Below are 26,485 nucleotides of genomic sequence, written 5' to 3' on the forward strand. Positions count from 1 at the left end.
CATACACCGGCGTCCTGAACATCCTGCAAGCAGTGTAGTCAGGTTTTACCTGGGTGCTGGCTATTCGCTATTGGTTGCGCGACGGCAATGCCACGGGTGTCAGTACGGGTCGACCGGCAAAGTATTCCATCAGGTTGTCGGCGACCCGTTGCACGGTATCGTGGGTCGCTTCCGGCGACAGGCCAGCCACATGGGACGTCAGCACGGTATTGCTCAGGCGCTTGAGCGCATCAGGCACCTTGGGCTCGTCGTCGAATACGTCGAGCGCGGCGCCGCCGATACGCCGCTGTTCCAGCGCAGCCACCAGGTCGGCGGTCACCACCACGCTGCCCCGGCCGATGTTGACCAGATAGCCATTGGGCCCCAGGGCGTCGAGCGCGTGACGATCGATCAGGTGGCGCGTGCTGGCGCCTCCGGGCGTGGCCAGGATCAGGAAATCCGAGGCGCGCGCCAGTTCCACGGCGGTTGAACAGTAGGTGTAATCCACATCATCGCGAGGTTGGCGGTTGTGGTAGCTCACCTCCATGCCAAACCCCAGGGACGCGCGCCTGGCGATCTCCAGGCCTACGGCGCCCAGGCCGAGAATCCCCAATTGCTTGCCGCCCAGGGAAGGGCGCATCACCTTCGGCCATTCGCCACGGCGCACGGCGGTGTCAGTCTGGGGAATGCCACGCACCAGCGACAGCAGCAGCGCCATGGCATGGTCGGCCACCGACGGCGCATTCACCCCGGCGCCGTTCGTCACCACGATCCCACGGTTGGCGGCTGCCTGCAGGTCGACATGTTCGTAGCCGGCACCGATCACACAGATGATTTCCAGCAGCGGCAGCGCGGCGATTTCATCGGCATACAGCCCCAGCGGGCCACGGGTGAGCACGGCCTTGATCTGGCCCCCGTGAGCCTTGATCGCCTGGGCGCGCTCGGCAGGCGTGGGCGCCAGGATCACATGGAAATCATTGCTCTCGATGATCTGCAGGTATTCATTGATGGTCTCAACCAGGACCAGAACAGTGGTAGTCATCGCAAGGTTCTTCCTGAAATGCTTGAGTGCATGAGTATGCGGGATTTGTAAGAAGGATCGTAGGTTGCTGCAGGGGCGAGCTAGCTCTCGAACGAAGTTGATAGCGCCGCGTACTAGCGTGCAGCCGGCTGCACCGCCTAACCGTTGCTCAGCTAAGTCTTTGCTTATTCGAGAGAATCCCGGACAATCGCGCCCCTGTTGAGGTCGGGGCGCTGCCTGTCAGGTTTTTCTGACTCGTCCCGGCCGTGTGAATGCGGAGATCCGACCGGATGAATGATCAGGCCAATAGCGTCGACCAACGCTATGCAACGACACCTGCAACGCTCACAAGCTGGAGCCGCCAGGACACCACCTGGATGCTTGGGCTGTTCGGCACCGCCATCGGCGCCGGTACCTTGTTCTTGCCGATCAACGCGGGCCTGGGGGGCTTCTGGCCGCTGGTGGTCCTGGCGCTGTTGGCCTTCCCGATGACGTTCTTTGCCCACCGTGGGCTGACCCGTTTCGTACTGTCCGGCCGTGAAGGCTCCGACATCACTGACGTGGTCGAAGAGCATTTCGGCCTCAAGGCCGGCGCGCTGATCACCTTGCTGTACTTCTTTGCGATCTTCCCGATCCTGCTGATCTACAGCGTGGCGCTGACCAACACTGTCAGCAGTTTCATGGAACACCAACTGCACATCATGCCGCCGCCTCGGGCCATCCTGGCGTTTGTGTTGATCCTGGGCCTGCTGGCAGTGGTGCGTTGCGGTGAACAGGTGATCGTCAAGGCCATGAGCCTGATGGTGTACCCGTTCATTGTCGCGTTATTGTTCCTTGCCGTGTACCTGGTGCCGCACTGGACGGGCGGGATTCTCAGCACTGCCAGTGAGGTTCCGGCACCGTCGGCCTTGCTCAACACCCTATGGCTGGCGATCCCGGTGATGGTGTTCTCGTTCAACCATTCACCGATCATTTCGGCCTTCGCCGTGGACCAGAAGCGCCAGTATGGCGCGCACGCCGACGAGCGCAGCTCGCAGATCCTGTCCCGCGCGCACCTGTTGATGGTGGTCATGGTGCTGTTCTTCGTGTTCAGTTGCGTGCTGACCCTGTCGCCGGCGCAATTGGCCGAGGCGAAAGCGCAGAACCTGTCGATCCTGTCGTACCTGGCCAACCACTTCGACAACCCGACCATCGCCTTCGCCGCGCCGTTGATTGCGTTCGTGGCAATTGCCAAGTCGTTCCTGGGCCACTACATCGGCGCCAGCGAGGGCCTCAAGGGGCTGGTACTGAAGACCGGTCGCCGTCCGGCAGCCAAGACGCTGGACCGCATGACCGCCGCTTTCATGCTGGTGGTGTGCTGGGTCGTCGCCACGCTTAACCCGAGCATCCTCGGCATGATCGAGACGCTGGGCGGGCCGGTGATTGCCTCGATCCTGTTCCTGATGCCGATGTACGCCATCCGCAAGGTGCCGGCCATGGCCAAGTACCGTGGGCAGGCGTCGAATGTGTTTGTCACCGCGGTGGGGTTGGTGGCGATTACGGCGCTGGTTTACTCGCTGATTGCTTAAGGCCTGACACAGCCTCCAGCGACTACAGAGATCCAAACGTGGGAGGGGGCTTGCCCCCGATGGCGGCGTATCAGTCAACTATGAATTGACTGGACCACTGCTATCGGGGGCAAGCCCCCTCCCACATTTGTTTGGTGGTGCTGCTGAGGCTGTATTCCAGGGATAGAACGCCGCGTATCTCCAGCTTGCGGTTCGCTGCGGCGGGCTTGGTCTGATTGCTTAAGGCCTGACACAGCCTCCAGCGACTACGGAGATCCAAACGTGGGAGGGGGCTTGCCCCCGATGGCGGTGTATCAGTCAACTATGAATTGACTGGACCACTGCTATCGGGGGCAAGCCCCCTCCCACATTTGTTTGTATTCCAAGCATAAAAAAACGCCGCGTACCTTGCGATACGCGGCGTTTTTCACATCAACACACCGTTAGGCTTGAATCACCGGGATGTTGGCGCTTGCCGCGATCTTGCGGAACTCGGCGATCTGGTCGAAGTTCAGGTAGCGGTAGACGTCACTGGCCATGGTGTCCAGTTTCGCTGCGTAGCCCATGTACTCTTCAACGGTCGGCAGGCGACCCAGGGTCGAGGCCACTGCCGCCAGCTCGGCCGAGGCCAGGTAGACGTTGGCGCCATCGCCCAGACGGTTCGGGAAGTTACGGGTCGAGGTCGACACAACGGTCGAATTCGGCTCTACACGTGCCTGGTTACCCATGCACAGCGAGCAGCCCGGCATTTCCATGCGCGCGCCAGCCTTGCCGTAGATGCCGTAGTAGCCTTCTTCGGTCAGCTGGTGAGCGTCCATCTTGGTCGGCGGCGACAGCCACAGACGGGTCGGCAGCTGGCCCTTGACCTGCTCCAGCAGCTTACCGGCCGCGCGGAAGTGACCGATGTTGGTCATGCACGAACCGATGAACACTTCGTCGATCTTCTCACCGGCAACGCTGGACAACAGACGGGCGTCGTCCGGGTCGTTCGGTGCGCAGAGGATCGGCTCGTTGATTTGCGACAGGTCGATCTCGATGATTTCGGCGTATTCGGCGTCGGCATCGGCTTCCATCAACTCCGGGTTGGCAACCCAGGCTTCCATCGCTTGGGCGCGACGTTCCAGGGTGCGTGCATCGCCGTAGCCTTCGCCGATCATCCAGCGCAGCAGGGTGATGTTGGAGTTCAGGTACTCGGTGACGGAGTCTTTGGACAGCTTGATGGTGCAACCGGCAGCCGAACGTTCAGCCGAGGCGTCGGACAGCTCGAACGCCTGTTCCAGGGTCAGGTCGTTCAGGCCTTCGATTTCCAGGATGCGGCCGGAGAAGGCGTTCTTCTTGCCTTTCTTCTCTACGGTCAGCAGGCCAGCCTGGATCGCGTAGTAAGGAATGGCGTGCACCAGGTCACGCAGGGTGATGCCAGGCTTCATCTTGCCTTTGAAGCGCACCAGGATCGATTCCGGCATGTCCAGCGGCATCACGCCGGTGGCTGCGGCGAACGCGACCAGGCCGGAGCCGGCCGGGAACGAGATGCCCATCGGGAAACGGGTGTGGGAGTCACCACCGGTACCGACGGTGTCCGGCAGCAGCATGCGGTTCAGCCAGCTGTGGATAATGCCGTCGCCTGGACGCAGCGATACACCGCCACGGGTCATGATGAAGTCAGGCAGGGTGTGGTGGGTGGTCACGTCGATCGGCTTTGGATAGGCCGCGGTGTGGCAGAAGGACTGCATCACCAGATCGGTCGAGAAGCCCAGGCATGCCAGGTCCTTGAGTTCGTCGCGAGTCATCGGACCGGTGGTGTCCTGGGACCCCACGGTGGTCATCTTCGGCTCGCAGTAGGTGCCAGGGCGAACGCCTTTGCCTTCTGGCAGGCCGCACGCCTTGCCGACCATTTTCTGTGCCAGGGTGAAGCCCTTGCCGGTGTCGACAGGCGCTTCAGGCAGCTTGAACAGGTCGGTAGGGCCCAGGCCCAGTTCGGCACGCGCCTTGTCGGTCAGGCCGCGACCGATGATCAGCGGGATACGGCCGCCTGCGCGGACCTCGTCCAACAGCACCGGGGTCTTCATTTCGAAGGTGGTGATGACTTCGTCGGTGCCATGTTTGCAGACTTTGCCAGCATGCGGGTACAGGTCGATCACGTCGCCCATGTTCATGTTGGTAACGTCGAATTCGATCGGCAGTGCGCCCGCATCTTCCATGGTGTTGTAGAAGATCGGAGCGATCTTGCTGCCAAAGCAGAAGCCGCCGGCGCGCTTGTTCGGTACAAAGGGAACGTCGTCGCCGAAGAACCACAGCACGGAGTTGGTCGCCGATTTACGCGACGAACCGGTACCGACCACATCACCGACGTAGGCGATCGGGAAACCTTGGCCGCGCATTTCTTCGATCTGCTTCATCGGGCCGGTCTTGCCTTGCTCGTCCGGTACGATGCCTTCGCGGGCCATTTTCAGCATGGCCAGGGCGTGCAGCGGGATGTCAGGGCGGGACCAGGCGTCCGGGGCAGGGGACAGGTCGTCGGTGTTGGTTTCGCCGGTGACCTTGAACACGCGCAGGCTGATCTTGTCGGCCAGGGTCGGACGGTTGCGGAACCATTCGCCGTCAGCCCAGGACTGGATCACGCCTTTGGCATGTTCGTTACCGTTGCGGGCTTTTTCCGCCACGTCGTGGAACGCATCGAACATCAGCAGGGTGTGCTTGAGCTGGGCAGCCGCGACAGGCGCAAGCGTGGCGTCGTCCAGCAGCTCGACCAGGGTCACGATGTTGTAGCCGCCTTGCATGGTGCCCAGCAGTTCAACGGCGCGTTTCTTGTCGATCAAGGGGGAAGTGGCTTCGCCCTTGGCCAGGGCGGACAGGAAGCCGGCCTTGACGTAGGCAGCTTCGTCAACGCCCGGTGGAATGCGGTTGGTGATCAGGTCAACGAGGAATTCTTCTTCGCCAGCCGGGGGATTTTTCAGCAGCTCGACCAGGCCTGCGGTTTGTTCGGCGTTAAGCGGCTGGGGAACGATACCCAGGGCTGCACGCTCTTCGATATGTTTGCGGTAGGCTTCAAGCACAGTTATTACCCTCATCAGTGGTCCCACGGGACGCTCATCCAGGAACGGCCGGCACGCATGCGCTCGGGGGCTTTTTGGGCCGCAAAGCCAGCGCTGCCGGCATTCCTTACAGAAGCTGCTTTCAAAGTTTTACGCCTGCAGAACGGAGCTGATGAGGGTTGGCGAGGGCGTTGACCTACCGAGTCATTCACCATCGCCAACACCGTTCTGAAGGAACGACTGTGCTCGTGACGCTTTGAAAACAGCTTCCAGCGGATTATTGGCGCCTTACAAGGCCGGGTGATTCTACGGCAAAAAAAATCTAAAGGTAAGTTGCGTCACCAAGTTTGCAGGGTGATCAACCTTAGACAAAGGGCTAACATGGCGCACTGTTTCGCTGATCTGTGTGTTTCGCCCATGCCCAACCAAACCATCAAGACCCCCTGCGTCGGCCTGTGCTCCACGGTCTACGGCGATCTCGTGTGCCGTGGCTGCAAGCGCTTTCACCACGAAGTGATCCTGTGGAATGGCTATAACGAAGAAGAAAAACGCGCGGTCTGGCTCAGGCTCGAGCAATTGCTGGTGCAGGTGATGGCCGGCAAGGTACAGGTTTTCGACCCCAAGACCCTGCGCGGGCAGTTGGAGCAACGCAAGATTCGCTTCGTGCCGCACCAATCGGAATATTGCTGGGCCTATCAACTGATTGCGCGTGGCGCGCGGGTGATCAATAACCTGGAGGCCTACGGCATGGTGCTGCTGCCGGAGTTTCGCGACTGGCCCCTGCCGGACCTGCGCGATGCGATTGACCGAGAGTTCTTTATCTTGTCCGAGGCGCATTACCAGCGCTATATCGCTCCGGGATTTCTGAACGATGCCCTCTCTACCTGACGGTACAGGGGCCCCTGTAGGAGCGAGCTTGCTCGCGAAAAACGCCCAGGCAGCGCGTTCATTCTGAATAAACGCGGGGGGCTGAGTTCTTCGCGAGCAAGCTCGCTCCTACAGAAAAGCCTTGAGGCAAGCCCCCTCCCACATTTGATCTTCATTGGTTCAGGGTTGGGTGGCCAGTTCTTCCAGATGGTCCATCAGCGACTGCGGCTTGAGCACCAGCACATCGCTTTGCACCGCATCCAGCACCACCTCCGCCGTATTGCCGATCAACGCCCCGGAAATCCCGGTGCGGGCCACGGTGCCGATAATGGTCAGTGCCGCCTGCAACTGCTGGGCGACATGGGGAATCAGCACATCCGCCGGACCTTCCTTGATGTGCAGGTGTGCATCATCCACGTCGAACTCGGCCTGGAAGGCCCGGCACTGCTCGCGATAACGCGCCTCGATGGTCTCGCTGAGTTGAAACGTCGGGTCTGCCGCCGACAGCATCGGCGACGGGTGTGCGCTGATCACGTGCAACTGCGCCTTGGCCAGGCTGGCGATATCAAAGCCGTGGTCAATGATGGAGTGATGCAGCGAGCGGTGTTCGCTGTCGGTATTGCCCACGTCGATGGCCGCCAGAATTACCCCGCCGGCCCAGGGCGTAGCGGTCTTGACCAGCAGCACGGGCGTGGGGCAATAGCGCAACAGTTTCCAGTCGGCCGGGGTCAGCAGGGCTTTTTTCAGCGGGCTGTCGGGAAAGTGCTGCTTGATCACCAGGCCGCAGCCCTCGGCCTGCTGCACATCGACGATGGTCTCGTGCAGGCTGTCGTTCCACGCTTGTTCGGTGGTGACGCTATACCCGTCCTCCTGCAGGCCGGTCTTGAGCACGCTCAGCAGCGCCGAATGCTCGTGCTTCTTGTCACACACCAGCAAATGCAGGTGCGCGTCGGTCACCCCGGCGATCAGTTTGGCGCGCTTGAGGGCCAGGCTTTCGGAATGCTCGGGCTCGATGACCACCAGGATGCTGCGGATGGCTTGCATGGTCGGTTCTCCAGGAAGGGGCCTGCAACAACTATAGTTGCTGCACGCACGGCGTCATGTTGATGCACATCAAGGGCCATGGCTGGTGGTCTGCGGCGGGGTCGGTATAATCGGCGGCCTTTTCGTCACCCTTTGCCCGTGAGCCCGATGATCCTGCCCGAAATCCACGAATTCCTCGGCTGCCGCACCCCCGACGCCTGGGTCCAGGCCGCGCTGGCCGATCAGGACACCCTGCTGATCGACCACAAAAACTGCGAATTCAAGGCCGCCAGCACCGCCCTGAGCCTGATCGCCAAGTACCACGGCCACGTCGACCTGATCAACATGATGTCGCGCCTGGCTCGTGAAGAACTGGTGCACCACGAGCAGGTGATGCGGCTGATGAAAAAGCGCAAGGTTGAACTGCGGCAACTGTCCGCCGGGCGTTACGCCTCGGGCTTGCGCAAGGTCGTGCGCAACCATGAACCGGTCAAACTGGTGGACACCCTGGTGGTCGGGGCCTTTATCGAAGCGCGCAGTTGCGAGCGTTTCGAAGCGTTGGTGCCGCATTTGGACGAAGAACTCGGCAAGTTCTACTTCGGTTTGCTCAAAAGCGAAGCGCGGCACTTCCAGGGTTACTTGAAATTGGCGTACCAGTATGGAGACGCCAAGGACATCGCCCAGGTGATCGAGCGGGTGAGGGCGGCCGAGCAGGACTTGATCGAGTCAGCCGACGTCGAGTTCCGCTTTCACAGTGGCGTGCCAGCCTGAGGCCACGGCCACGCCGATCAGGACGGTGATTGCGGTCAGCAACAGGATCACCGTCTGTGTGCCAAACGGTGCAGCCAGCACGGCGATCATCAAGCCCGCCAAGGGTTGGGCGAGGTTGTTGAGCAAGGTGATCACTCCCACCGTCTTGCCGAAATCCTGCACCGGAATCACCTGCTGACGGATGCTGCGCATGTAGACGTTGAACATCTTGTCGAAGCCGCTCACCAGCAAAAAGCCCACCGCGTACGCCCACACGCCGGGGCTGATGGCGGTAATCAACGCGCCGACGGCAATCATCGAATACGACAGGCCGCCGAGCACCTTCAGCGCCAGGGTCGAACGTGCCAGGTAGAACAGAATCACCACGGTGACCAGCGCGCCCGCTGCTTGCAGCAGGGCGTAGGCGTTGTTGTCCCCTGCATAGAGTCCGGTGACCATAGCCGCCGACGTGGCCAGCGTTACGCCGATGATCAGGTTCACACCGATGGCCAAGGTGATGATGCGCTTCAACTCCACCAGGTTGCCGATGTGACCGAAGGCGATGCGAAGGGGTTGGAACCAGACCCCCGTGTGCTGCTGCGCATGGGGCTGCAGGTTGACCGTGGTGGTGCGCTGCCAGACCCGCATCGCCAGGTCAGCCAGCACAAACAGCGCGGCGACCCCCAGCACTACCCAGGGCCATGCCCAAACCTGCAGCATCAAAGCGGCCACCAACGGCCCGAGTACCAGGCCGCTCTGGTCGGCGATCTGGGAATAGGACAAGGTCTTGGCATAGGTGTAGTGCTGGAAGATATGCGGCATCAGCACTTCCCGCGCCATGATGCCCTGGGTGGTCAGCACCCCGCACAGCGCGGACAGGATCACCAGCCAATGGATACCGTCGAACAACCCGTGCAGTGCCACCGCCACCACGCAGGCCAGGGCCCGATACACTTGGCTGACATGCAGGATGCGTACGGGCGAAAACCTGTCGCACAACGCCCCGCACACGGGGAATGCCAGGTAGCGCGGCAGTGATTCGACGAAGAACGCCAGGCCAGCCCAAGACACGCTGCCAGTGGTCTGGAACACGATCAGCGGCACGATGAACAGCAGGATCTGGTCCGCCAGCCGTGACAGGAACAGTGAAATGAAGAACGCCAGGTAATCCTTGCGCATGAAGCTCCCTGTCAATGGCGTAAAAGAGTGCAGGCTATTTGTTAAAAACTCTTAAAAGCATGAAGCTTCCCGGCACCGCACGCGGCCGCTGCTCCGGTCGGCCAGCTTGCCACCTATAATGCCGGCCTTTCAATCTGCATTTCTACACTGAGAACTTATGGAAAACCTGGGTCTGGGCAAGGTGCTGATCGTCGAGGACGATGAAAAGCTGGCAGGGCTGATCGCGCATTTCCTGTCGCAGCATGGTTTCGAGGTGCGGGTGGTGCACCGGGGCGATCTTGCCCTGGCGGCCTTTCTGGAATTCAAGCCGAAAATGGTCGTGCTCGACTTGATGCTGCCGGGCCAGAGCGGCTTGCATGTGTGTCGCGAGATTCGCACGGTGTCCGACACACCCATCGTGATCCTCACCGCCAAGGAAGATGACCTGGACCATATCCTGGGCCTTGAGTCCGGTGCCGATGATTATGTGATCAAGCCCATCAAGCCGCCGGTGTTGCTGGCGCGCCTGCGTGCGCTGCAGCGGCGGCAGGTACCTGAGCCGACGGTGCGCGATTACCTGGAGTTCGGCCGGTTGTCGATCGATCGCAGTTGCCGGGTGGTTCGCCTGGGCGATGAGAAGATCGACCTCACCACCATGGAGTTCGAGCTGCTGTGGCTGCTGGCGAGCAGCTCGGGCACCATTCTTTCGCGCGACGACATCCTCAACCGCATGCGCGGCATTGCTTTCGATGGCTTGAACCGCAGCGTCGATGTGTACATCAGCAAACTGCGCGGCAAGCTCAATGACAACCCGCGCGAACCGGTGTGCATCAAGACGATCTGGGGCAAGGGCTACCTGTTCAATCCGTTCGCGTGGGAGGTCTGAATGCTGCGACTGTATCTGCGCTTGTATCTGATCCTCGCGCTTGGCCTGGCCGGTGCGATCTGGCTGGTCAACTATGGCCTGGACGCGTATATGCCCGAGTCCAACGAAACCTATAACCGCGAGGCCCTGCGTGGCCCGGCGTGGGCGTTGGTGGAGCAATTGCGGCCGGTGCAGGGAGAGGCGCGCCAGGCGCGCCTGGATGAGCTGCAACCGCATTACGGGCTGCGCTTGCAGTTGGTGCAGCGCGACAGCCAGCACTTGAGCGAGCGCGAACAGGCACTCCTGGCAAGCGGCCAAGTGGTGGTGCGCGAGGACTTCATGAAGTTCCTCGCGCCCATCGACGATGGCCCGCAATTGCTCCAGATCCAATTGCCGGAAGAGCCGAAATGGCTGTACCTGTGGGCCTATGGCTTCCTCGGCGTGAGCCTGGCCATCGTGCTGTATTTTTGGGTGCGCCCACACTGGCGCGACCTGGAGCACATCCGCCTGGCGGCGCAGCGCTTTGGCGACAACGACCTCGGCTCGCGCATCCTGTTGCCGCGTCGCTCCACCGTGCGTGCGCTGGCCGGGCATTTCAACCAGATGGCCGAGCGCATCGAAAGCCTGATCGCCAACCAGCGCGAACTGACCAACGCGGTGTCCCACGAACTGCGCACGCCCATTGCGCGCTTGTCCTTCGAGCTTGACCAACTCAAGCAGCAGGCCGACCCGCGTGAAAGCCGCGCACTGATCGCTGATATGTACGCTGACCTTGGCGAGCTGGAGGAAATGGTCTCCGAACTGCTGACCTACGCCAGCCTGGAACGCGGCGCGACCCAGGTCACCCGTGAAAGTATCGAGGCCCACAGTTGGCTGGACAGTGTGATCGGCAGCGTGGCGCTGGAGGCCGAGGCTGCGGGGGTGCAGTTGTCGTTGCGCACCTGTGAGGTCGATATCATCCGCATCGAGCCGCGCTTCATGGCGCGCGCGGTGATCAACCTGCTGCGCAATGCCATTCGTTATGCCGAGCGTCGGGTTGAAGTGTCGTTGATCAAGTTTGGCAGCGGTTATGAACTGCGGGTTAACGATGATGGCCCTGGCATTCCATTGGAAGGCCGCGGCAAGATCTTCGAGCCCTTCATGCGTCTGGATGCCAGCCGCGACCGCCGTACCGGAGGCTTCGGCCTGGGCCTGGCGTTGGTCCAGCGCGTCAGCCAGTGGCATGGCGGGCAAGTGCAAGTGCTGGATTCGGAGTGGGGCGGGGCGTCGTTTCGGATGACCTGGGCGTACGCCGAGTAATGTGGGAGGGGCAAGCCCAATGCGAACACCCTACCTGTGGCGAGGGAGCTTGCTCCCGCTGGGCCGCGCAGCGGCCCCAAACAATAGGCCTGCTGCGCAGTCCAGCGCGAGCTTGCTCCCTCGCCACAGGTTAGTTCTCGCTTTTGCTGCTTCCTAGCTAGAACGAATACTCCAGCGCACCCATCACCGACGCCTGCAACCGCTGCTCCACAATCGGGCTCTTGCCTGCCTTGTCCGCCAGATACTGCACATCCAGTAACGTCGAAAAGCGCGTGTTTTCGTTGATCGGCACGCTCCACGCCAGGCTCATGCCATTGCTGACATTGCCGCCGGCGGCGTTGTATGCCTTGAAGCGGCTTCGGGTGGCCTGGCCGGCGGTGACGCCGTACCAGGTTTGCAGGTAATCACGGTCGCCGAAGTGGCTGCTGAGGGCGGCATCGACGCTGCCGTAGCGGCCTTCATACAGGTGGGTGCCCAGGCTCAGTTCCAGGTGGGTATAGGCTTTGCCGGTGTCCTTGTGTTCATCTTCCTCAAGTGCGTGCTCCAGAGTGGCGCCGACAATCACGCCGCCCAGGGTGTAGGCGGCACTTATGCCCACTTGCGGGCGTGTTTTGATCTCGCCCATGCCTTTGAGGCGTTTGGAACCGGCGCCCATGCTCTGGTTTTTATCCTTGCGTGAGTCGCTTGCGCCCACATACGTGCTGAAGCTCAAGGCGTTGCCTTCATAGCCCCAGCCCAGGCCGGTGTCAGTGTCGAGAAAAATGCCCCAGGGGCTGATGACCTTGCCGCCCACCACCGGCGCGGTCATGCGTTCGTCGCTGCCGCTGTAGCGCGGCGCGTTGCCCACGCCGGCCTTGACGCTGTATTGCCAGTCTTCGGCGATGGCCGTGTCGGCGGCGGCGAGCAGGCACAGGGAGGTGAGTGACAGGCACAGGTTTTTTGAGCGCATCAGGCGGTTCTTCCAGTTTAGAAATTCAAGCGGTTGAGGGGCGATTGCATACGTTTGAAGGCGTAGCCCGAAGCGCTCAGGCCATTGATCTGGCGGCTGACGGTGTCGCCCAGGCCATAGCCGCTGCCGGCTACGACCGCATGGGCGTTATCGACGGGCAGCAGGATGTAGTCGGTCAGCGGTTCATCGTGCAAGTGGCCGCGCACCACCAGGAAGCCTTCCTCCACGCGCACGCTGATGCCGCTCAGCGGCGCACCGGGATCAGGGGTGTTGACCATCTGGTAAGTGCCGACGGTGTCCGCCCACGCCAGTGGCAAAGGCGGCGGCTCGATGCGTTCGCCAACGGCAAGGCGTTGGCCGTGGCTGCGGGCGGTGAGTATCTGGCGGCCCTGAACCCTGACCACGTCCAGTTGCACGCGACCCAGTTCGCCAAGGTCTTTGAACCAGAAGCCGAGCATTCTCTTTTGCGCGCGCAGCCAGCCTTGATCGTCGCGCAGCAATTCGAAGTCGCACCCGGCCAGTTCGCCGGACAGGCGCCCGTGATCATCCTTGATCCGGAACACGCCCCAGGAGGTTGCGTAAAATCCGGCCAGGCGCTTGCGGTCGACGGCGGCTGGCACCTGGCGCAGCTTGAGGCCGTGGCTCGGCGCCTGGCAATCGCCGCCACAGGCCGACTTGCCGGTCTGCGCCTGGAGCATCAGGCGCAGGACGTCGGTGGACAACGTCACCACCATGTCTTCGGCATTGCTGTCGTTGGCCATGATGATCACGGCCAGTTGCTCATCCGGCAGGACGCTCAACTGCGCGGCGAAGTCATCACCGCCACCGCTGTGCTGATAGGCACGTATGCCCGGACCCACCGGCTCATCACCGCACGGCGCCAGAAACCAGCCCAAGCCCATCTGGCAGTCGAAATCCAGCGCATTGCCGGTGTTCTGCTGGGTGAACATTTGCTCGATCGAAGCGCTGTCCATTACCCGGTTGCCTTTGTAGACGCCGTTGGCGAACAGCATGCGTACGTAGTGGCTGAGGTCTTTGGGGCTGGCCCAAAGGCTCCCGGCGGCGAGGTCACGTACCTGCGCGTCGTTGCTGGCCTTGCCCGCTTCGTAGCCCCGGGCGCGGTAGTTCATTTGCGCACCGGTGCCGACGAAGCTCGACTGGTTCATTTCCAGCGGCTTGAGCAGGCTGCTCTGCAGGTGTGCCTCGAAGCTTTTGCCGCTGCTGCGCTCGATGGCTGCCCCCACCAGGGCGTAGCCCAGATTGGAGTACGCCACCTGGGAACCCGGCGGGCTGCTCAGCCACACGCCCGAGACGCGCTGCGGCATCTGGCCCATGGCGTAAGTGCTGTGCAGGTCACGCAAATGCTCGCTGGGCAAGCCGGATTGATGGCTGAGCAAACGGCGCAAGGTAATCGCCCGATCTGCCTCGTCCTGGTCGCGATGAAACCGCGAACGCACATGGAACTCGCGCAAGGTGTGCTGAAGCGGCGCATCCAGGGCCAGGCGCTGTTGCTCCACCAGTTGCAATGTCGCCGTGGCGGTGAGCAGCGTGGAGATGCCGCCGGCGCGGAAGGCCGTGTTGGGCGTCACCGGCACGCCCCGCGCCTTGTCAGCCAGGCCGAAGCCACTGGCCCAGATCAGCTCCTGACCATTGACCAGGGCAATCGACAAGCCCGCCACCTCATCGCGGGCCATTTCACGCGGAATACGGCTTTGCAGGTAGCGGACGATCGCGGCGTAATCGCCTTTCTCGATCGATGGCGGGGCGGGCGATTGCCCCTGGCAACCGATCGTGCCCAACAGGCAACCCAGCAGCGGTATACCGCGTAGCGTGCGAAACATGACGAGCACTCGGAGGGTGGCTTGGAGGCTCGAATGCTAAGGCCGTGGCGGCGCACAATCTTTGAGTGCTTTGTCGGGAAACTGTCAAAGACTGTTAACGCTGGCGAGTGCGGGTGCCAGGCAATCGTCGTTATTTATCCATGGCACTGAGGATCGCGTGGGCGAGCTTCACCCGTTCGGCGTTCGGGTAGTTCTTGTTGGCCAGGATCACCACGCCGATGTCCCTGCTCGGTACATACGCCACGTAGGCGCCGAAACCCGTGGTGGAACCGGTCTTGTTATAAAGCACATTGGCCGGCTGCGCCTGGGCCGGTTTCAGCCAGCTGACCGTGTGCGGCTCCATCGCCATCGGCGTTGAGTTGCCGTCGAGCAACGCTTGCAGGGAGATGGGGTAGGGGTAGCGTTCCCAGCCCAGGCCCTGGGTCATGCCGTCAACGGTGTAGTAGCCGGTGTGGGTGGTGGCGATCGCCTGCTGCAGCGGTTGGCTCAGGGTTTCGGGGTGCATGTTCAGCATCACGTAGCGCGCCAGGTCCTGGGTGCTGGTCTTGATGCCATAGGCTTCGCTGTCGAGTGCGCCTGCGCCCACGCGCACGGGTTTTTCCTGCTTGTCGTAGCCCTGTGCATAGCGGCTGAGCTTGCCTGTGGGTACGTTGAGGTGGGTGTCCTTCAAGCCCAGCGCCGGTAGCAGGGTTTGCTCCATGGCGAAGTTGAACGGCTGGCCCAGGCTTTTGGCCGCGAGGTAGCCGAACAGGCCGATGCTCGGGTTGGAGTAGAGGCGTCGCGTGCCGGGGGCATCGGTGGGTTGCCAGTGCTTGTAGTAATCGAGCATGGTCGCGGGGCTGTCGGCCGCTTCGGGAAATTGCAGCGGCAGACCGCCCGGGGTGTAGGTCGCCAGTTGCAACAGGCTGATGTGATCGAATGCGCTACCGCCCAGTTCGGGCCAGTGCTGGCTGGCACTGTCCGACAGCTTCAGCTTGCCGCTGGCCAAGGCATAGCCGCCGAGCGTCGAGGTGAAGGTCTTGGTCACTGAGCCGACTTCGAACAGGGTGTCTTCAGTGACGGGCTGTTTGCTCTCTTTGGACGCGATGCCGTAGTTAAAGTATTGCGCCTGTCCGTTCTTGACCACGGCCACCGACAGCCCCGCGATGCCCTGTTGCTGCATCAGAGGTCCGACGCGGCCGTCGACGATCTTGTGCAGGTCGGCGGCGGCCAGGCACGGGCCCGAAACCAGTAATAAGGCGCCAATCAGGACGTTTCTTAGGTTTGGATAGGATTCTTCCTGCATATTATTTTCGCTTCCATCTAACGGGTTGACTGAGACTGAGAGCCTGCGCGGGCGCCGCCAATCTAAGCGTTAACCGGGAGAGGTACAAACGATGATATCTTGCGCGAGCCATTAGAAAAGCTAGGGTCAAGCATGTTGCGCTCCCATCTGCCTCTCAATGCCCTGCGCGCCTTCGAGGCCTCCGCCCGGCACCTGAGCTTCACCCGGGCTGCCATTGAGTTATGTGTGACCCAGGCGGCGGTCAGTCATCAGGTCAAAAGCCTGGAGGCGCAACTCAATGTCACACTTTTCAAACGTCTGCCACGCGGGTTGATGCTCACCCGTGAAGGCGAAACCCTGTTGCCGGTGCTGCGCGAATCGTTCGACCGCATAGCGCATACCCTGGGCCAGTTCGAGGCCGGGCACTACCGCGAAGTGCTGGCGGTCGGCGTTGTCGGTACCTTTGCCGTGGGCTGGCTGCTGCCGCGCCTGGCGGACTTCCAGAACCGCTACCCGTTTATCGACCTGCGCCTGTCCACTCATAACAACCGCGTCGATGTCGCCGCCGAAGGCCTGGATTACGCAATCCGCTTTGGTGCCGGCGCCTGGCATGGCACCGAGGCCTGCCAATTGCTGGAAGCACCGCTCAGCGTGCTCTGCGTGCCGCACCTTGCCGCGCAGTTGCACACGCCGGCCGATCTGTTGAAACACACGTTGCTGCGCTCTTACCGCGCCGATGAATGGAGCCTGTGGTTCCAGGCCGCTGGGCTGCCGGCAGACACCCTGGTGCCGCGCAGCATTGTGTTCGATTCGTCGTTGGCGATGATGGAAGCGGCGCTGCAAGGCATCGGCGTGGCGCTGGCGCCGGCGATGATGTTTTCGCGGCAACTGGAGAGTGATGTGATCCGCCAGCCGTTCGAGGTGGGGATTACCACCGGCAGCTACTGGCTGACGCGCTTGCAGTCACGGGCCGAGACGCCGGCGATGCTGGCGTTCAAGGCGTGGTTGCAAGCCAGTTGATGTGGGGCAAGCCTAGCTAAGAAGCAGCAGAGGTAACCTGTGGCGAGGGAGCGTGCTCCCGCTTGACTGCGCAGCAGTCCCATTGTTTGGGGCCGCTTCGCGGCCCAGCGGGAGCAAGCTCCCTCGCCACGGGTACGATGTTCGCCTTGACTGACTGGCATCGGGGCATGCCCCCTCCACCGTTTGATTGTGTCTAGGCGAGGTACTTGCGAAACCATCCCAGGGTTCGCTCCCAGGCCAGGTTCGCCGCCGCTTCGTCGTAGCGTGGCGTTGAATCGTTGTGAAAGCCGTGGTTGGCACCCTTGTAGATAAACGCCTCGTAGGTCGTACCCGCAGCCTTCAGCGCCTGCTCATACGCCGGCCAGCCTTCATTGATGCGCGTGTCCAGTTCACCGTAATGCAGCATGATCGGCGCCTTGATACGCGGCACATCCTTGGCCTCGGGCTGGCGCCCATAGAACGACACGGCCGCGCCCAATTCGGGGTAGGCCACTGCCGCCGCATTGGTCACGCCGCCGCCATAGCAGAAACCGGTGATGCCGACTTTGCCGGTGCTGCTGTCGTGGTGCATCAGCCACTCGATGGCGGCGAAGAAGTCGTTCATCAGCTTGGTCGGGTCGACGGTCTGTTGCAGGGCCACGCCTTTTTCATCGTTGCCGGGGTAGCCGCCCACCGAGGTCAGGCCGTCCGGTGCCAGGGCAATAAAGCCAGCCTTGGCCAGGCGCCGCGCAACGTCTTCGATATACGGGTTGAGGCCACGGTTTTCGTGCACCACCATCACCGCGGGTAATTTGCCGGCGGCCTTGGCCGGACGCACCAGGTAGCCGCGCACCGTGCCGTTGCCCTTGGGCGACGGGTAGGTGATGTAGTCGGCGACGATATCGGGATCGGTGAATTTCACCTGTTCGGCGAGCGCGTAGTTGGGGCTCAGGGCGGCGAGCAGCGCCGAGGCGGTCAGGCCGCCGAAGGTGAATAGCGCAGCGCGGTCGAGAAATTCGCGGCGGTTGAGCTTGCCGTGGGCGTAGCCGTCGTAGAGTTCCAGCAGTTCGGGGGCAAAGTCTTTGGCGGTGAGACGAGTCATCGGTGCAGTCCTCGATCAGCGGTTGCGTCAATGGAGTTAAGGGTCAGTCCGTGCGGCCATGGGCGGCGGCGGCCAGTTGGCCGGTGTCGACCCGCACGAACACCGAGTCGCCGACAGCCGTGAGCACCTCGCCGGCATAGACCTCGCAGATCACCCGCGTCTTGCGCGCCACCTCGCCCTCGACCCGGGCGCGCAGGGTCAGCGTGACGCCCATGGGGGTCGGCTTGATGAACTTGATGCCCAGATTACCGGTCACGCAGTCGATGCGCGGCAGGCTGCCGGGTTCACGCTGTGCGGCACGGTAGTGGTAGGCCATGGCTGTCCAGTTGGAATGGCAGTCCACCAGCATGGCGATCAGGCCGCCGTAGACCAGGTCCGGCCAGCCGCTGTATTTGGACTGCGGCAGATGTTCGGCGACGACGTGCACGCCATCGTCGTGCCAGCGGCTGTGGATATGCAGGCCGTCGGGGTTGCTGGCGCCGCAGCCGTAACAGATGCCTTCGGGTGCGGTGATTTCCTGAAGCGAAGCGCTGTGCATGCAAAGTCCTTGTGGGAGCAGGGGCGACATTTCTGTTTAGCAGGCCTTGGGCTGTGACGCTAGCGCGCGAACCGCTTCGCACCGGCCACGCAGCCGATCACCGCCACCGTGACCAGCAGCATGCCGAGGCTGACCTGCTCATGCAGCAGGCCCGCTGCCAGTGCCAGCCCGAAGAACGGTTGCAGCAACTGCAACTGGCCGACCGCGGCGATGCCACCCTGGGCCAGGCCGCGATACCAGAACACAAAGCCGATCAACATGCTGAACAGCGCGACATAGCCCAGGCTCAGCCAGGCCGGCAGGCTGATGCCACTGAACGACGTGGGCGCCAGCAGCAGGCTCAACGGCGCGACGATCGGCAGCGACACCACCAAGGCCCAGCAAATCACCTGCCAGCCGCCCAGGCTGCGTGACAGCTTGGCGCCTTCGGCATAGCCCAGGCCGCACACCAGCACTGCCAACAGCATCAGCACGTCGCCGGCGGGCGCGGCGCTCAGGCCCTGGGCGAAGGCGTAACCCATCACCAGGGCACTGCCCGCCAGCGAGAACAACCAGAACACCGCACGCGGGCGCTCGCCGCCGCGCAGCACACCGAAGATTGCCGTCGCCAGCGGCAGCAGGCCGATAAACACAATGGAGTGCGCGGAGGTCACGTATTGCAGCGCCAGCGCAGTCAGCAACGGAAAGCCGATCACCACGCCGAGTGCAACGATGACCAAAGGCGCCCATTGCGGGCGGGTGGGGCGTTTTTCCTTGAACAATCGCAACAGGCACAGGCCCAGGATGGCCGCCAGCGTGGCGCGAAGCATGGTGAGAAATACCGGGTCGAACTCCATCACCGCCACGCGCGTGGCCGGCAACGAACCGCTGAAAATGAGCACGCCGATAAAGCCGTTGATCCAGCCCTGGGTGCTGCTGTCCAAGGTGCCGAGCGGGGAGGAGCGTTCCATGGGGGGCGTCCGAAAAAGGGAAGTTGCGTGAAGGCCATCCTAGGGTTGAAGATTGTGACAATCAAAAAATTGTCATGGATACATCCACGATGCCGCGCGCCCGCTACAAGTCGCTGGTCGATACCTTCGCCGAGGACATCCGCTCGGGCAAGCTTGCGCCCGGCACACGCCTGCCCACGCACCGCCAACTCGCCGCCGAGCATGGCCTGGCGCTGGTCACGGCAAGCCGCGTGTACACCGAGCTGGAAGCGATGGGGCTGGTCAGTGGTGAAACCGGACGTGGCACCTTTGTGCGCGAAATCGCCTTGCCACCGGGGCAGGGCGGTGGGCAGATGCCGGTTGCGGCGGGCCTGCTCGACCTGAACTTCAACTACCCGTCACTCCCCGGCCAGGCAGAGCTTTTGCGTAGCGCGCTGCGCCAATTGGCGTTGTCTGGGGACCTGGAGGCGCTGCTGCGCTACCAGCCCCATGCCGGCCGCCCGCACGAGCGCGCGGCGGTGGCGCGGCACCTGTTGCATCGCGGGCTGGCGGTGCAGGCTGAGCAGGTCTTGTTGACCAGCGGTGCCCAGCATGGCCTGGCGGTAACCCTGATGGCGCGGCTCAAACCCGGCGACATAATTGCCGTCGACGCGTTGACCTATTCGGGCTTCAAGGTGCTGGCCGAGACCCTGCACCTGGAAATTGTCGCCATCCCGGCCAGCGCTACCGGCCCGGACCTGGATCACTTGCAGGCCTTGTGCCGCAGGCGCCCGGTGCGTGCGGTGTACTGCATGCCGACCCTGCACAACCCGCTGGGCTGGGTGATGAGCCTGGCGCAGCGCGAGCAACTGGTGACAATTGCCCGGCAGCATCAACTGATGATCATCGAGGACGCCGCCTATGCCTTTCTCGCCGAACAGGCACCGCCGCCGTTGGCGACGCTGGCGCCGGAGCGCACGGTGTACGTCGGTGGGTTTTCCAAGAGTGTCGCCACGGGTTTGCGCGTGGGCTTTATCGCGGCGCCACGGGCTTGGGTCAAGGGGTTGGAGCGCACCGTCATGGCCACCACCTGGAACGTGGCGGGGGTGATGAGTGCGCTGGCCGTGGCTTGGCTCGAAGATGGCACCGTCGCGCAGCTGGAGGTGCAAAAGCGCGAAGATGCCCAGGCGCGGCAGGCTTTGGCTGCGCAGGTACTGACCGGGCTGAGCTATATCAGCCATCCTTCGTCGTATTTTTTGTGGCTGCCGCTGGGGGAAGACGCCCGCGCCGATCAGGTCGCCATGGCCCTGCAGCGCGAAGGCGTTTGCGTATCCACCGCCGAACCCTTTGCTGTCTCGGCCCATGTGCCCCATGCGTTGCGACTGGCGTTGGGGTCAGTGTCGATGACGGCGTTGCGCGAGGCGTTGATCAAGGTGCGCAAGGTGGTGCAATGGTGAGCCTTCGCCGAACGGCTCTCCGGCAGGATCAGTATTTGTAAGCCTGGCGGCCGATCAGCAGCCATGTGCCTTGCTGCTTCTGCCAGACCTGGAAGTTATCGATATCGGTTGGCACTTCGACGCCACTGTTCACCGCCAGGGCGTGAAAGTGGTTGCGCACCAGTGCGGTATCGCCGTTCAGGGTGATGCTCTGGTTCTGCATTTCCAGCGTCTTGAACGCGCTCTTGTGGGTTTCCAGGTCTTCGATGAACTGCGCCTTGTTCTGCACCTTGCCGCTGGAGTGGCCGTAGGTGAGGGTGTCCGCAGTCAGCGCGTGCAGTTGCTTGAGGTCCAGGTGCAGCATGGCCTGGGTCAGTTGGTCGACCGCCTGGGCCACCTCCTTTTCGGCGGGGGCCGGAGCGGCTACGACGTAGCCGGAGAACAGGCACAGAAAACCGATCAGCGCTTTGACGTTTTGCATGGGTAATTCCTTATTGTTGTGGGGAACGACATGATGAGGTCTGTCGTCGTACAACCATGCATTAAATAAGCAGGCAAAGAAAAGGGGGAGCTGGAAATATTCTGAAATTACTCGTCTGTGAGAACAGTGAGCATGCGCTTATCGAATGGGAGTTCGGTCAAACCTGTGGGAGGGGGCTTGCCCCCGAATGCGGTGGATCAGCTAAACATCTGTTGGCTGGTCCACCGCTTTCGCGGGCAAGCCCGCTCCTACATGGGATCGTGATCAGCTGGCTGACAACGGCGGCGTGCGCGGTGGGATCAGGCGTTTGCTGCCGGTGGCTTCAAACGCCGAAGCGAAGCGCAGCAGCGCCGAATCGTCGTAGGCCCGCCCGGCAAACGTCAGCCCGACCGGCATGCCGATATCCGCCATAACGCCCATCGGCACGGTGACGGTGGGCACGCCGAGGTGGCGAATGGCAAGGTTGCCGTTGGCCACCCAAACGCCGTTGCTCCAGGCGATATCGGCGCTGGCTTCGTTGACGTCGGCATCGGCCGGACCGACATCGGCCACGGTCGGGAACAGCACCGCGTCGAGCCCCAGCTCGTTCATCCAGTCTTCCAGGTCCAGTCGGCGGGTTTGCTCAAGGCCGCGCAAGCCGTCGGGCAGGGTGCTGATCTCGTTCCACGGCGTGATACCGCGCTGGGCCATGCGCACGTATTCGTCCATGCCGGCGGCCAGGTCGTCTTCGCGGTTGGGCAGGGTGCCGGGGTCGTGGGGGAAGATTTTCGGGCCGTCGACATCCGCCAGGCGGTTCAACGCCGGGTCGCCGTTGGCGCGCAGGAAGTCATCGAACGCCCAGGCCGACAGTTCCCACAGCTCATCGTGCAGGAACTGCTTGGACACCAGGCCACGGTTGAACACCGTGGGCACGCCGGGGCGGTCGCCCTCGCAATTGGACACCAAGGGGAAGTCCACTTCGATGACTTCGGCTCCGGCGGCTTCCAGCGCCTTGCGCGCGGCTTGCCACAGCTCGATCACGGAGGCACGGGTGTGGATTTTCTGCCCGGTCGGCCCGCCGATGCCGGGGTGTTCACTGGTGCCGGCCTCGGGGTCGGCGTTGATGTACATGCGCGGTACGCCGAAGCGTTTGCCGGCCAGAGCCGCGCTGCCTGCGGCCAGTTCGGCGTAAGACGCCGGGCGTACCGAGCTGACGCTGGGGATCGGCACCCAGGGCTGCAGGCGCCACAGGTCGCCACGGGTATCCGGGTCTTCGGCCACCACCACCTCGAGCACTTCCAGCAGGTCGGCCATGGTGCGCGCAAAGGGCACCACCACGTCCATGGTCGGGGTCAGCGGCCAGTTGCCGCGTACCGAAATCACCCCACGGGAAGGCGTGTACGCACACAAACCGTTATTGGAGGCCGGGCCGCGACCGCTCGACCAGGTTTCTTCGGCCAGGCCAAACGCGGCGAAGCTGGCCGCAGTCGCCGTGCCGGCGCCGTTGGACGAGCCGGAGGCGAACGGCGCGGTAAGGTAGTTAGCGTTGTAGGGGCTTTCGGCGCGGCCATACACGCCACGTTGCATGCCGCCGTTGGCCATGGGCGGCATATTGGTCTTGCCCAGGCAGATGGCGCCGCCGGCCCGCAAGCGCTCGATGGTGAAGGCATCACGATAGGCGATCAGCTTGGCGAACGCCGGGCTACCCGACGCTGCGGTGAGGCCCTTGACCAGGTAACTGTCCTTGGCGGTGTAGGGAATGCCATCCAGTGGCCCCAACGTCTGGCCGTTTGCCCGGCGTGCATCGGACGCTTCGGCTTCCTTCAACGCGTCGGGATTGCGTACCACCACGGCATTCAACGCGGTGGCGGTGTGCGGGCCGTCATAGGCCTCGATCCGCGCGAGGTAAGCCTGGACCAGTTCAACGGCAGTGGTCTGGCCGGTTTCAAGCGCAGCGCGCAATTGGGCAATGGAGACTTCGGTAACGTGCATCACTTTTTTTTCGCCGCCTTCAGGTGGGGGTATGGCGGCAGTCTACGTACAGATATTTGCGAGTGCCAGCTTACTGCTAAGGTAAGCGGTTTGATCATCCCTATTGCGCTCCAAGGAGGAGAACATGCCCAGACCCTATATCGCCCTGGCCGGATTGCTCGGGTTTTCGTTGTACACCGCCGCCACGATGTTGACGGCCGAGCAATCGCTGATCGCGTTTGGGCAGGAGCTGATGTCGCGGCCGGACACCGCGCAGGTGGTGATCGACCTGTACCTGATGGCAATACTGGCGTGTATGTGGATGTACCGGGATGCGCGTGCGCGGGGGCGCTCCGTGGCGTCGTTGATTCCCTATTTCGTGCTGACGGCGGTGTTCGTGTCGGTGGGGCCGCTGCTGTATATCGTCGTCAAAGGTTTTTCCCGCCCCCCACCGAACCAGGGTTGACGCGTGCTCCTGTGGCGAGCGAATGAGCAGGCTCACTCGCCACAGCGGCGGCGGCATGATCAAGGATTGAGGAATGCCTGGTAGTTGTCTTTGGTGATCTGCTGATAAGGAATCGTCAGCTCAGCCGTGTACGGCTCCTGCCTGACCATCTTCAGCGCCAGGTCGATGGAGCCTACCGCCTGGCCCTTGTTGTCTTGATACACCGTGACCAGCAGTTGGCCCTTTTTCACTGCATCCAGCCCTGCCGCACCGCCGTCGCTGCCTGCTACCAGAATGTCCTTGCCCGGTTGCATGCCCGCCTGGCTGATCGCCATGGCCGCGCCGATGGCCATCTCATCGGCGTTAGCGGCCACCGCGTCGATCCTGCGCCCGGACACAATCCAGTTATTCATCAGGTCAATCGCCTTGCTCCGTTGCCACTCAGCGCTTTGCTCCTCAACGATCTTGATGTCGGGGTAGTCCTTGAGCACGGTCTTCACGCCCAGAGTGCGGTTGTGGGTGGCGTTGTTGGACAACAGACCCAGCATGATTGCCAAATTGCCTTTGCCGCCCATTTTCTCCGCCAGATAACGCATCTGGATTTCGCCGGCCCTGATCTCATCCGAGCCGACATACCCCACTCCCGGCGGCACCTCCTTGAACTCGGGGCGGCGGTTGACGTACACCAGCGGGATCTTGGCTTGCTGGGCGTTGAGCGTCATTTTTTGCGTCGCCGCCGTGTCCACCGCGTTGACGATGATTGCGTCCATGCCCTGGGCGGTGAAGTTCTGTACTTGATTGAGCTGGCGCACCACGTCGCCTTGGGCGTCTTCGAATTGCAGCGTGACGCCGGGGAGTTCCTTGGCGTGGGCCGCCATGTAGTCGCGCATCTGTGCCAGGAAAACGTCGTCGACCTGAGCGATGCTCACGCCGATACGCACATCGGCGAAGGCCCAAGGCGTCATTACGAGGGTAAAGAATGCCGCGAAAAGTTGTTTTCTCATGATGTTGCTCCGCTGTTTTTGTTGTTGTTAAAGCGATTCATGCCTGGCGCTTGGCCCGCATCTGCGCCACGGCGGCGGCAAAGTCGGAGTACGACCAGCGTTCGTCGAGGGCTTGCAGCATCAGTTGTTGCCCTGTTTGTGGGGCCAGGCCGTGCAAGGGTGGGTCGGTGTCGAGGTTGGTGGGGAAGGAGTAGCCGTCGGCGGTACAGCCGATCACGACCTGGGCATCCAGGGATGGGTTGGCCAGCAGCACCGGGTAGACCGCCAGCATCATGCGGTCGCGATCGATGGCTTCCATCGGTTTGCCGAACGCCGAGGAAATCTGCAGCAGATTGGCCATACGCTGACGGTCTGGCGTACGGTTGGTGCCGGCGGCATGAAACAGCGCCGGGTTGAAAAACAACAGGTCACCCTTATTCAACGGCAACTGCACGGCATGCTGCTGGAAGTAATCGATAAAATCAGCGCGGCGCCAGGCCAGGTAACCCAGTGCATAGTGCTGGGAGAACGGCAGCAGCTGGGTAGGGCCGGTCTCCAGCGGCATGTCCGAATGGGCAATGGCGCCTTGCAGGGTCAGGTGCTGGGACAGCACATGCAGCGGCAATGGAAAACGCTCGACCTCATCGTCTATCTGAAAACCCAGGTGGTAATCGCGGTGCGGCTGCTGCGCCTGGCCACCCGGGTGCACCACGTTGACCTGGGCGGTCACCTGGAAGCCCGGACCCAACCAGGATTCGGCAATCAATCCGAGCAAGGGGTTGGCGTAGTACTCGGCAAACGATTCGGGGGACTGCAACGCGGCTTTCTGCAAGGCATTCCAGATACGCCCATTGCTGCCGGCCTTGGCGAAGTGATCCGCCGCTACGCCTTGCGCGGCCTCGTTGGCGAATATCGCCGCGAATACCTGGCTGTGACGGTCCACCACCTCCAAATCCTCGTAGCCCCCACGGACGACCATCACCCCAGGCCCCTCGCCAAATACCCGGTGCAGTTCATTCATCACGCCGAGCCGGTCGCTGTTGCGCAAGGTCTGGGCTTGATAAATGGGCACGTTGTGCACGACTTCGGTGCACAGCGGATATTGATCAGCGCTAGCCCGCTGTGCGCAAACCCGGTTGAAATCCGCCAGGCTCACGGCGTCGCCGCGTGCGAAGGCAGGCATCAGGCACCTCCCGGCAGGCTCAGGGCCTGATGCGGTTGTGGAGTGCTGCTGTCGGTGCAACCGACCACGCCTTGCTCCAGGTCGATCACCGAGCCGGTCATCATTCCCGACTCGCGGGACAGTAAAAATGCCACGCTCTGCGCCACCTCCTCCGGTTTGAGCAGCCGTCCAAACGGTTGCGTGGCTTCTGCCTGCGCCAACCAACCCTCTTGTGCGCCGTGATACCGGCGCTGGATTTCATCCTCGTGCGGCGTATCCATCCAGCCGATGTTCAAGCCATTCACGCGAATGCGGTTGCGTAAGGCGCTGAACGCGACGTTCTTGGTCAAGATCGCCAACGCGCCCTTGGACGCGGCGTAGGCGCTCAGGAACGACTGGCCGCCATGCCCGGTGATGCTCTGGATATTCACCACGGCGCCTTCCACGCCCTGGCTGATCATCAGTTTCAGCGCTTCCTGCATCAAAAAAAACGGTGCGCGCACGTTCACCGCGAACAAACGCTCAAACAGTTGCGGCGAAGTGTCGAGAATGGTGCCGCGATCCGACATTCCGGCGCAATTGACCAGGCCATGCAAGGTGCCGAACTGCATGCGCGCCGCGTCGATGATCGCGCGGCAATCCTCGACGTTCTCCAGATCGGCTTCGACAAAAAAAGCCCGGCAATCGAGCTGCGCCAACTGCCGCACCTGTTCTTCGCCCTGGGAGCGACGACGCCCGCAGATGATCAGCCCGGCCGCACCCCGGCGTGCCAGGGTGTGGGCCACCGCCGCGCCGAGGCCTTGGGTGCTGCCGGTGACAACAAAGAACTGGCCGCTGAACGAGGTGGCGAGATCGGTGTAAGGCATGGGGAACTCCTGATGTTTTG

Annotated in this window: 23 protein-coding genes; 8 read left to right on the forward strand and 15 right to left on the reverse strand. The window is 62.4% G+C overall.

The features are described 5' to 3' along the window. Positions 1 to 67 precede the first annotated feature (67 nt). Entirely contained in the window at positions 68 to 1,021 is a 954-nt protein-coding gene (locus C4J94_RS12525) for a 2-hydroxyacid dehydrogenase (protein ID WP_124386448.1), read from the reverse strand. A gap of 269 nt (positions 1,022 to 1,290) precedes the next feature. Here C4J94_RS12525 and C4J94_RS12530 point away from each other — a divergent pair, with 269 nt between their 5' ends. Beyond that, entirely contained in the window at positions 1,291 to 2,568 is a 1,278-nt protein-coding gene (locus C4J94_RS12530; protein WP_124386449.1) for a serine/threonine transporter, read from the forward strand. 422 nt (positions 2,569 to 2,990) lie between these two features. Here the strand turns inward: C4J94_RS12530 and acnB are convergent, their stop codons facing one another. Beyond that, a complete protein-coding gene (gene acnB / locus C4J94_RS12535) occupies positions 2,991 to 5,600 on the reverse strand; it encodes a bifunctional aconitate hydratase 2/2-methylisocitrate dehydratase (RefSeq protein ID WP_124388967.1) in 2,610 nt (869 codons plus the stop codon). 396 nt (positions 5,601 to 5,996) lie between these two features. Between acnB and C4J94_RS12540 the strand changes: the two genes are divergently transcribed. Further along, complete coding sequence (locus C4J94_RS12540) at positions 5,997 to 6,467, forward strand: DUF1289 domain-containing protein (RefSeq protein ID WP_124386450.1); 471 nt, start codon at positions 5,997 to 5,999, stop codon at positions 6,465 to 6,467. Between the two features lie 159 nt (positions 6,468 to 6,626). Here C4J94_RS12540 and C4J94_RS12545 read toward each other — a convergent pair whose 3' ends face one another. Next, a complete protein-coding gene (locus C4J94_RS12545) occupies positions 6,627 to 7,490 on the reverse strand; it encodes a universal stress protein (RefSeq protein WP_124386451.1) in 864 nt (287 codons plus the stop codon). A gap of 147 nt (positions 7,491 to 7,637) precedes the next feature. Between C4J94_RS12545 and C4J94_RS12550 the strand changes: the two genes are divergently transcribed. Next, the gene (locus tag C4J94_RS12550; RefSeq protein ID WP_124386452.1) at positions 7,638 to 8,240 is read left to right on the forward strand and encodes a tRNA-(ms[2]io[6]A)-hydroxylase; all 603 of its coding nucleotides are present in this window, start codon (positions 7,638 to 7,640) and stop codon (positions 8,238 to 8,240) included. On the opposite strand, the gene C4J94_RS12555 is transcribed toward C4J94_RS12550, so the two are convergent. Further along, on the reverse strand, positions 8,196 to 9,398 hold the full coding sequence (locus C4J94_RS12555; protein ID WP_124386453.1) for an MFS transporter: 1,203 nt from the start codon (positions 9,396 to 9,398) through the stop codon (positions 8,196 to 8,198). The genes C4J94_RS12550 and C4J94_RS12555 overlap by 45 nt on opposite strands. A 157-nt stretch (positions 9,399 to 9,555) precedes the next feature. On the opposite strand from C4J94_RS12555, the gene C4J94_RS12560 reads away from it, so the two are divergent. Next, positions 9,556 to 10,263 (forward strand): response regulator, encoded by a 708-nt coding sequence (locus C4J94_RS12560; RefSeq protein ID WP_124386454.1) that lies wholly within the window; start codon positions 9,556 to 9,558, stop codon positions 10,261 to 10,263. Continuing rightward, positions 10,264 to 11,541 (forward strand): ATP-binding protein, encoded by a 1,278-nt coding sequence (locus tag C4J94_RS12565; protein WP_124386455.1) that lies wholly within the window; start codon positions 10,264 to 10,266, stop codon positions 11,539 to 11,541. It begins immediately after the preceding gene. Positions 11,542 to 11,698: 157 nt separating this feature from the next. On the opposite strand, the gene C4J94_RS12575 is transcribed toward C4J94_RS12565, so the two are convergent. The 3 genes from C4J94_RS12575 to ampC all read right to left on the reverse strand — a co-directional run bounded on the left by C4J94_RS12575 (position 11,699) and on the right by ampC (position 15,616). Next, a complete protein-coding gene (locus C4J94_RS12575) occupies positions 11,699 to 12,490 on the reverse strand; it encodes a MipA/OmpV family protein (RefSeq protein WP_124386456.1) in 792 nt (263 codons plus the stop codon). 17 nt (positions 12,491 to 12,507) lie between these two features. Beyond that, on the reverse strand, positions 12,508 to 14,331 hold the full coding sequence (locus C4J94_RS12580; RefSeq protein ID WP_124386457.1) for a serine hydrolase: 1,824 nt from the start codon (positions 14,329 to 14,331) through the stop codon (positions 12,508 to 12,510). 130 nt (positions 14,332 to 14,461) lie between these two features. Then, on the reverse strand, positions 14,462 to 15,616 hold the full coding sequence (gene ampC / locus C4J94_RS12585) for a class C beta-lactamase (protein WP_124386458.1): 1,155 nt from the start codon (positions 15,614 to 15,616) through the stop codon (positions 14,462 to 14,464). 132 nt (positions 15,617 to 15,748) lie between these two features. Here ampC and C4J94_RS12590 point away from each other — a divergent pair, with 132 nt between their 5' ends. Then, positions 15,749 to 16,615: a LysR family transcriptional regulator gene (locus tag C4J94_RS12590; RefSeq protein WP_124386459.1), complete on the forward strand. Its 867-nt coding sequence runs from the start codon at positions 15,749 to 15,751 to the stop codon at positions 16,613 to 16,615. Between the two features lie 193 nt (positions 16,616 to 16,808). On the opposite strand, the gene yghX is transcribed toward C4J94_RS12590, so the two are convergent. The 3 genes from yghX to C4J94_RS12605 are packed head-to-tail and all read right to left on the reverse strand — an operon-like array spanning position 16,809 to position 19,184. Further along, positions 16,809 to 17,696 carry a YghX family hydrolase gene (gene yghX / locus C4J94_RS12595; protein ID WP_124386460.1) on the reverse strand — a complete coding sequence of 296 codons (888 nt, stop codon included), beginning with the start codon at positions 17,694 to 17,696 and terminating at the stop codon, positions 16,809 to 16,811. A 43-nt stretch (positions 17,697 to 17,739) separates the two neighbouring features. Next, entirely contained in the window at positions 17,740 to 18,234 is a 495-nt protein-coding gene (locus C4J94_RS12600) for a PaaI family thioesterase (protein WP_124386461.1), read from the reverse strand. A gap of 59 nt (positions 18,235 to 18,293) precedes the next feature. Further along, positions 18,294 to 19,184, reverse strand: coding sequence for a DMT family transporter (locus C4J94_RS12605; protein WP_124386462.1), 891 nt, complete (start codon positions 19,182 to 19,184; stop codon positions 18,294 to 18,296). An 89-nt stretch (positions 19,185 to 19,273) separates the two neighbouring features. Here C4J94_RS12605 and C4J94_RS12610 point away from each other — a divergent pair, with 89 nt between their 5' ends. After that, positions 19,274 to 20,599, forward strand: a complete 1,326-nt coding sequence (locus C4J94_RS12610) for a PLP-dependent aminotransferase family protein (RefSeq protein WP_124388968.1) — start codon at positions 19,274 to 19,276, stop codon at positions 20,597 to 20,599. 28 nt (positions 20,600 to 20,627) lie between these two features. On the opposite strand, the gene C4J94_RS12615 is transcribed toward C4J94_RS12610, so the two are convergent. Together C4J94_RS12615 and C4J94_RS12620 are read right to left on the reverse strand one after the other, a co-directional pair. Beyond that, the gene (locus tag C4J94_RS12615) at positions 20,628 to 21,059 is read right to left on the reverse strand and encodes a nuclear transport factor 2 family protein (RefSeq protein ID WP_124386463.1); all 432 of its coding nucleotides are present in this window, start codon (positions 21,057 to 21,059) and stop codon (positions 20,628 to 20,630) included. A 264-nt stretch (positions 21,060 to 21,323) separates the two neighbouring features. Further along, a complete protein-coding gene (locus C4J94_RS12620) occupies positions 21,324 to 23,033 on the reverse strand; it encodes an amidase (RefSeq protein ID WP_124386464.1) in 1,710 nt (569 codons plus the stop codon). A 121-nt stretch (positions 23,034 to 23,154) separates the two neighbouring features. Here C4J94_RS12620 and C4J94_RS12625 point away from each other — a divergent pair, with 121 nt between their 5' ends. Further along, the gene (locus tag C4J94_RS12625) at positions 23,155 to 23,475 is read left to right on the forward strand and encodes a DUF2834 domain-containing protein (protein WP_124386465.1); all 321 of its coding nucleotides are present in this window, start codon (positions 23,155 to 23,157) and stop codon (positions 23,473 to 23,475) included. 59 nt (positions 23,476 to 23,534) lie between these two features. Here the strand turns inward: C4J94_RS12625 and C4J94_RS12630 are convergent, their stop codons facing one another. From C4J94_RS12630 to C4J94_RS12640, 3 genes are read right to left on the reverse strand one after another with little or no spacing between them, the layout of a single operon-like run. Next, positions 23,535 to 24,458 (reverse strand): sugar ABC transporter substrate-binding protein, encoded by a 924-nt coding sequence (locus C4J94_RS12630; RefSeq protein ID WP_124386466.1) that lies wholly within the window; start codon positions 24,456 to 24,458, stop codon positions 23,535 to 23,537. 37 nt (positions 24,459 to 24,495) lie between these two features. Further along, positions 24,496 to 25,620 (reverse strand): phytanoyl-CoA dioxygenase family protein, encoded by a 1,125-nt coding sequence (locus C4J94_RS12635; RefSeq protein WP_124386467.1) that lies wholly within the window; start codon positions 25,618 to 25,620, stop codon positions 24,496 to 24,498. Beyond that, positions 25,620 to 26,465 carry an SDR family oxidoreductase gene (locus tag C4J94_RS12640; RefSeq protein WP_124386468.1) on the reverse strand — a complete coding sequence of 282 codons (846 nt, stop codon included), beginning with the start codon at positions 26,463 to 26,465 and terminating at the stop codon, positions 25,620 to 25,622. Before C4J94_RS12640 ends, C4J94_RS12635 begins: the two co-directional genes overlap by 1 nt. Positions 26,466 to 26,485 lie beyond the last annotated feature (20 nt).

This window comes from Pseudomonas sp. R5-89-07 (assembly GCF_003851685.1).
Classification (GTDB): Bacteria; Pseudomonadota; Gammaproteobacteria; order Pseudomonadales; family Pseudomonadaceae; genus Aquipseudomonas.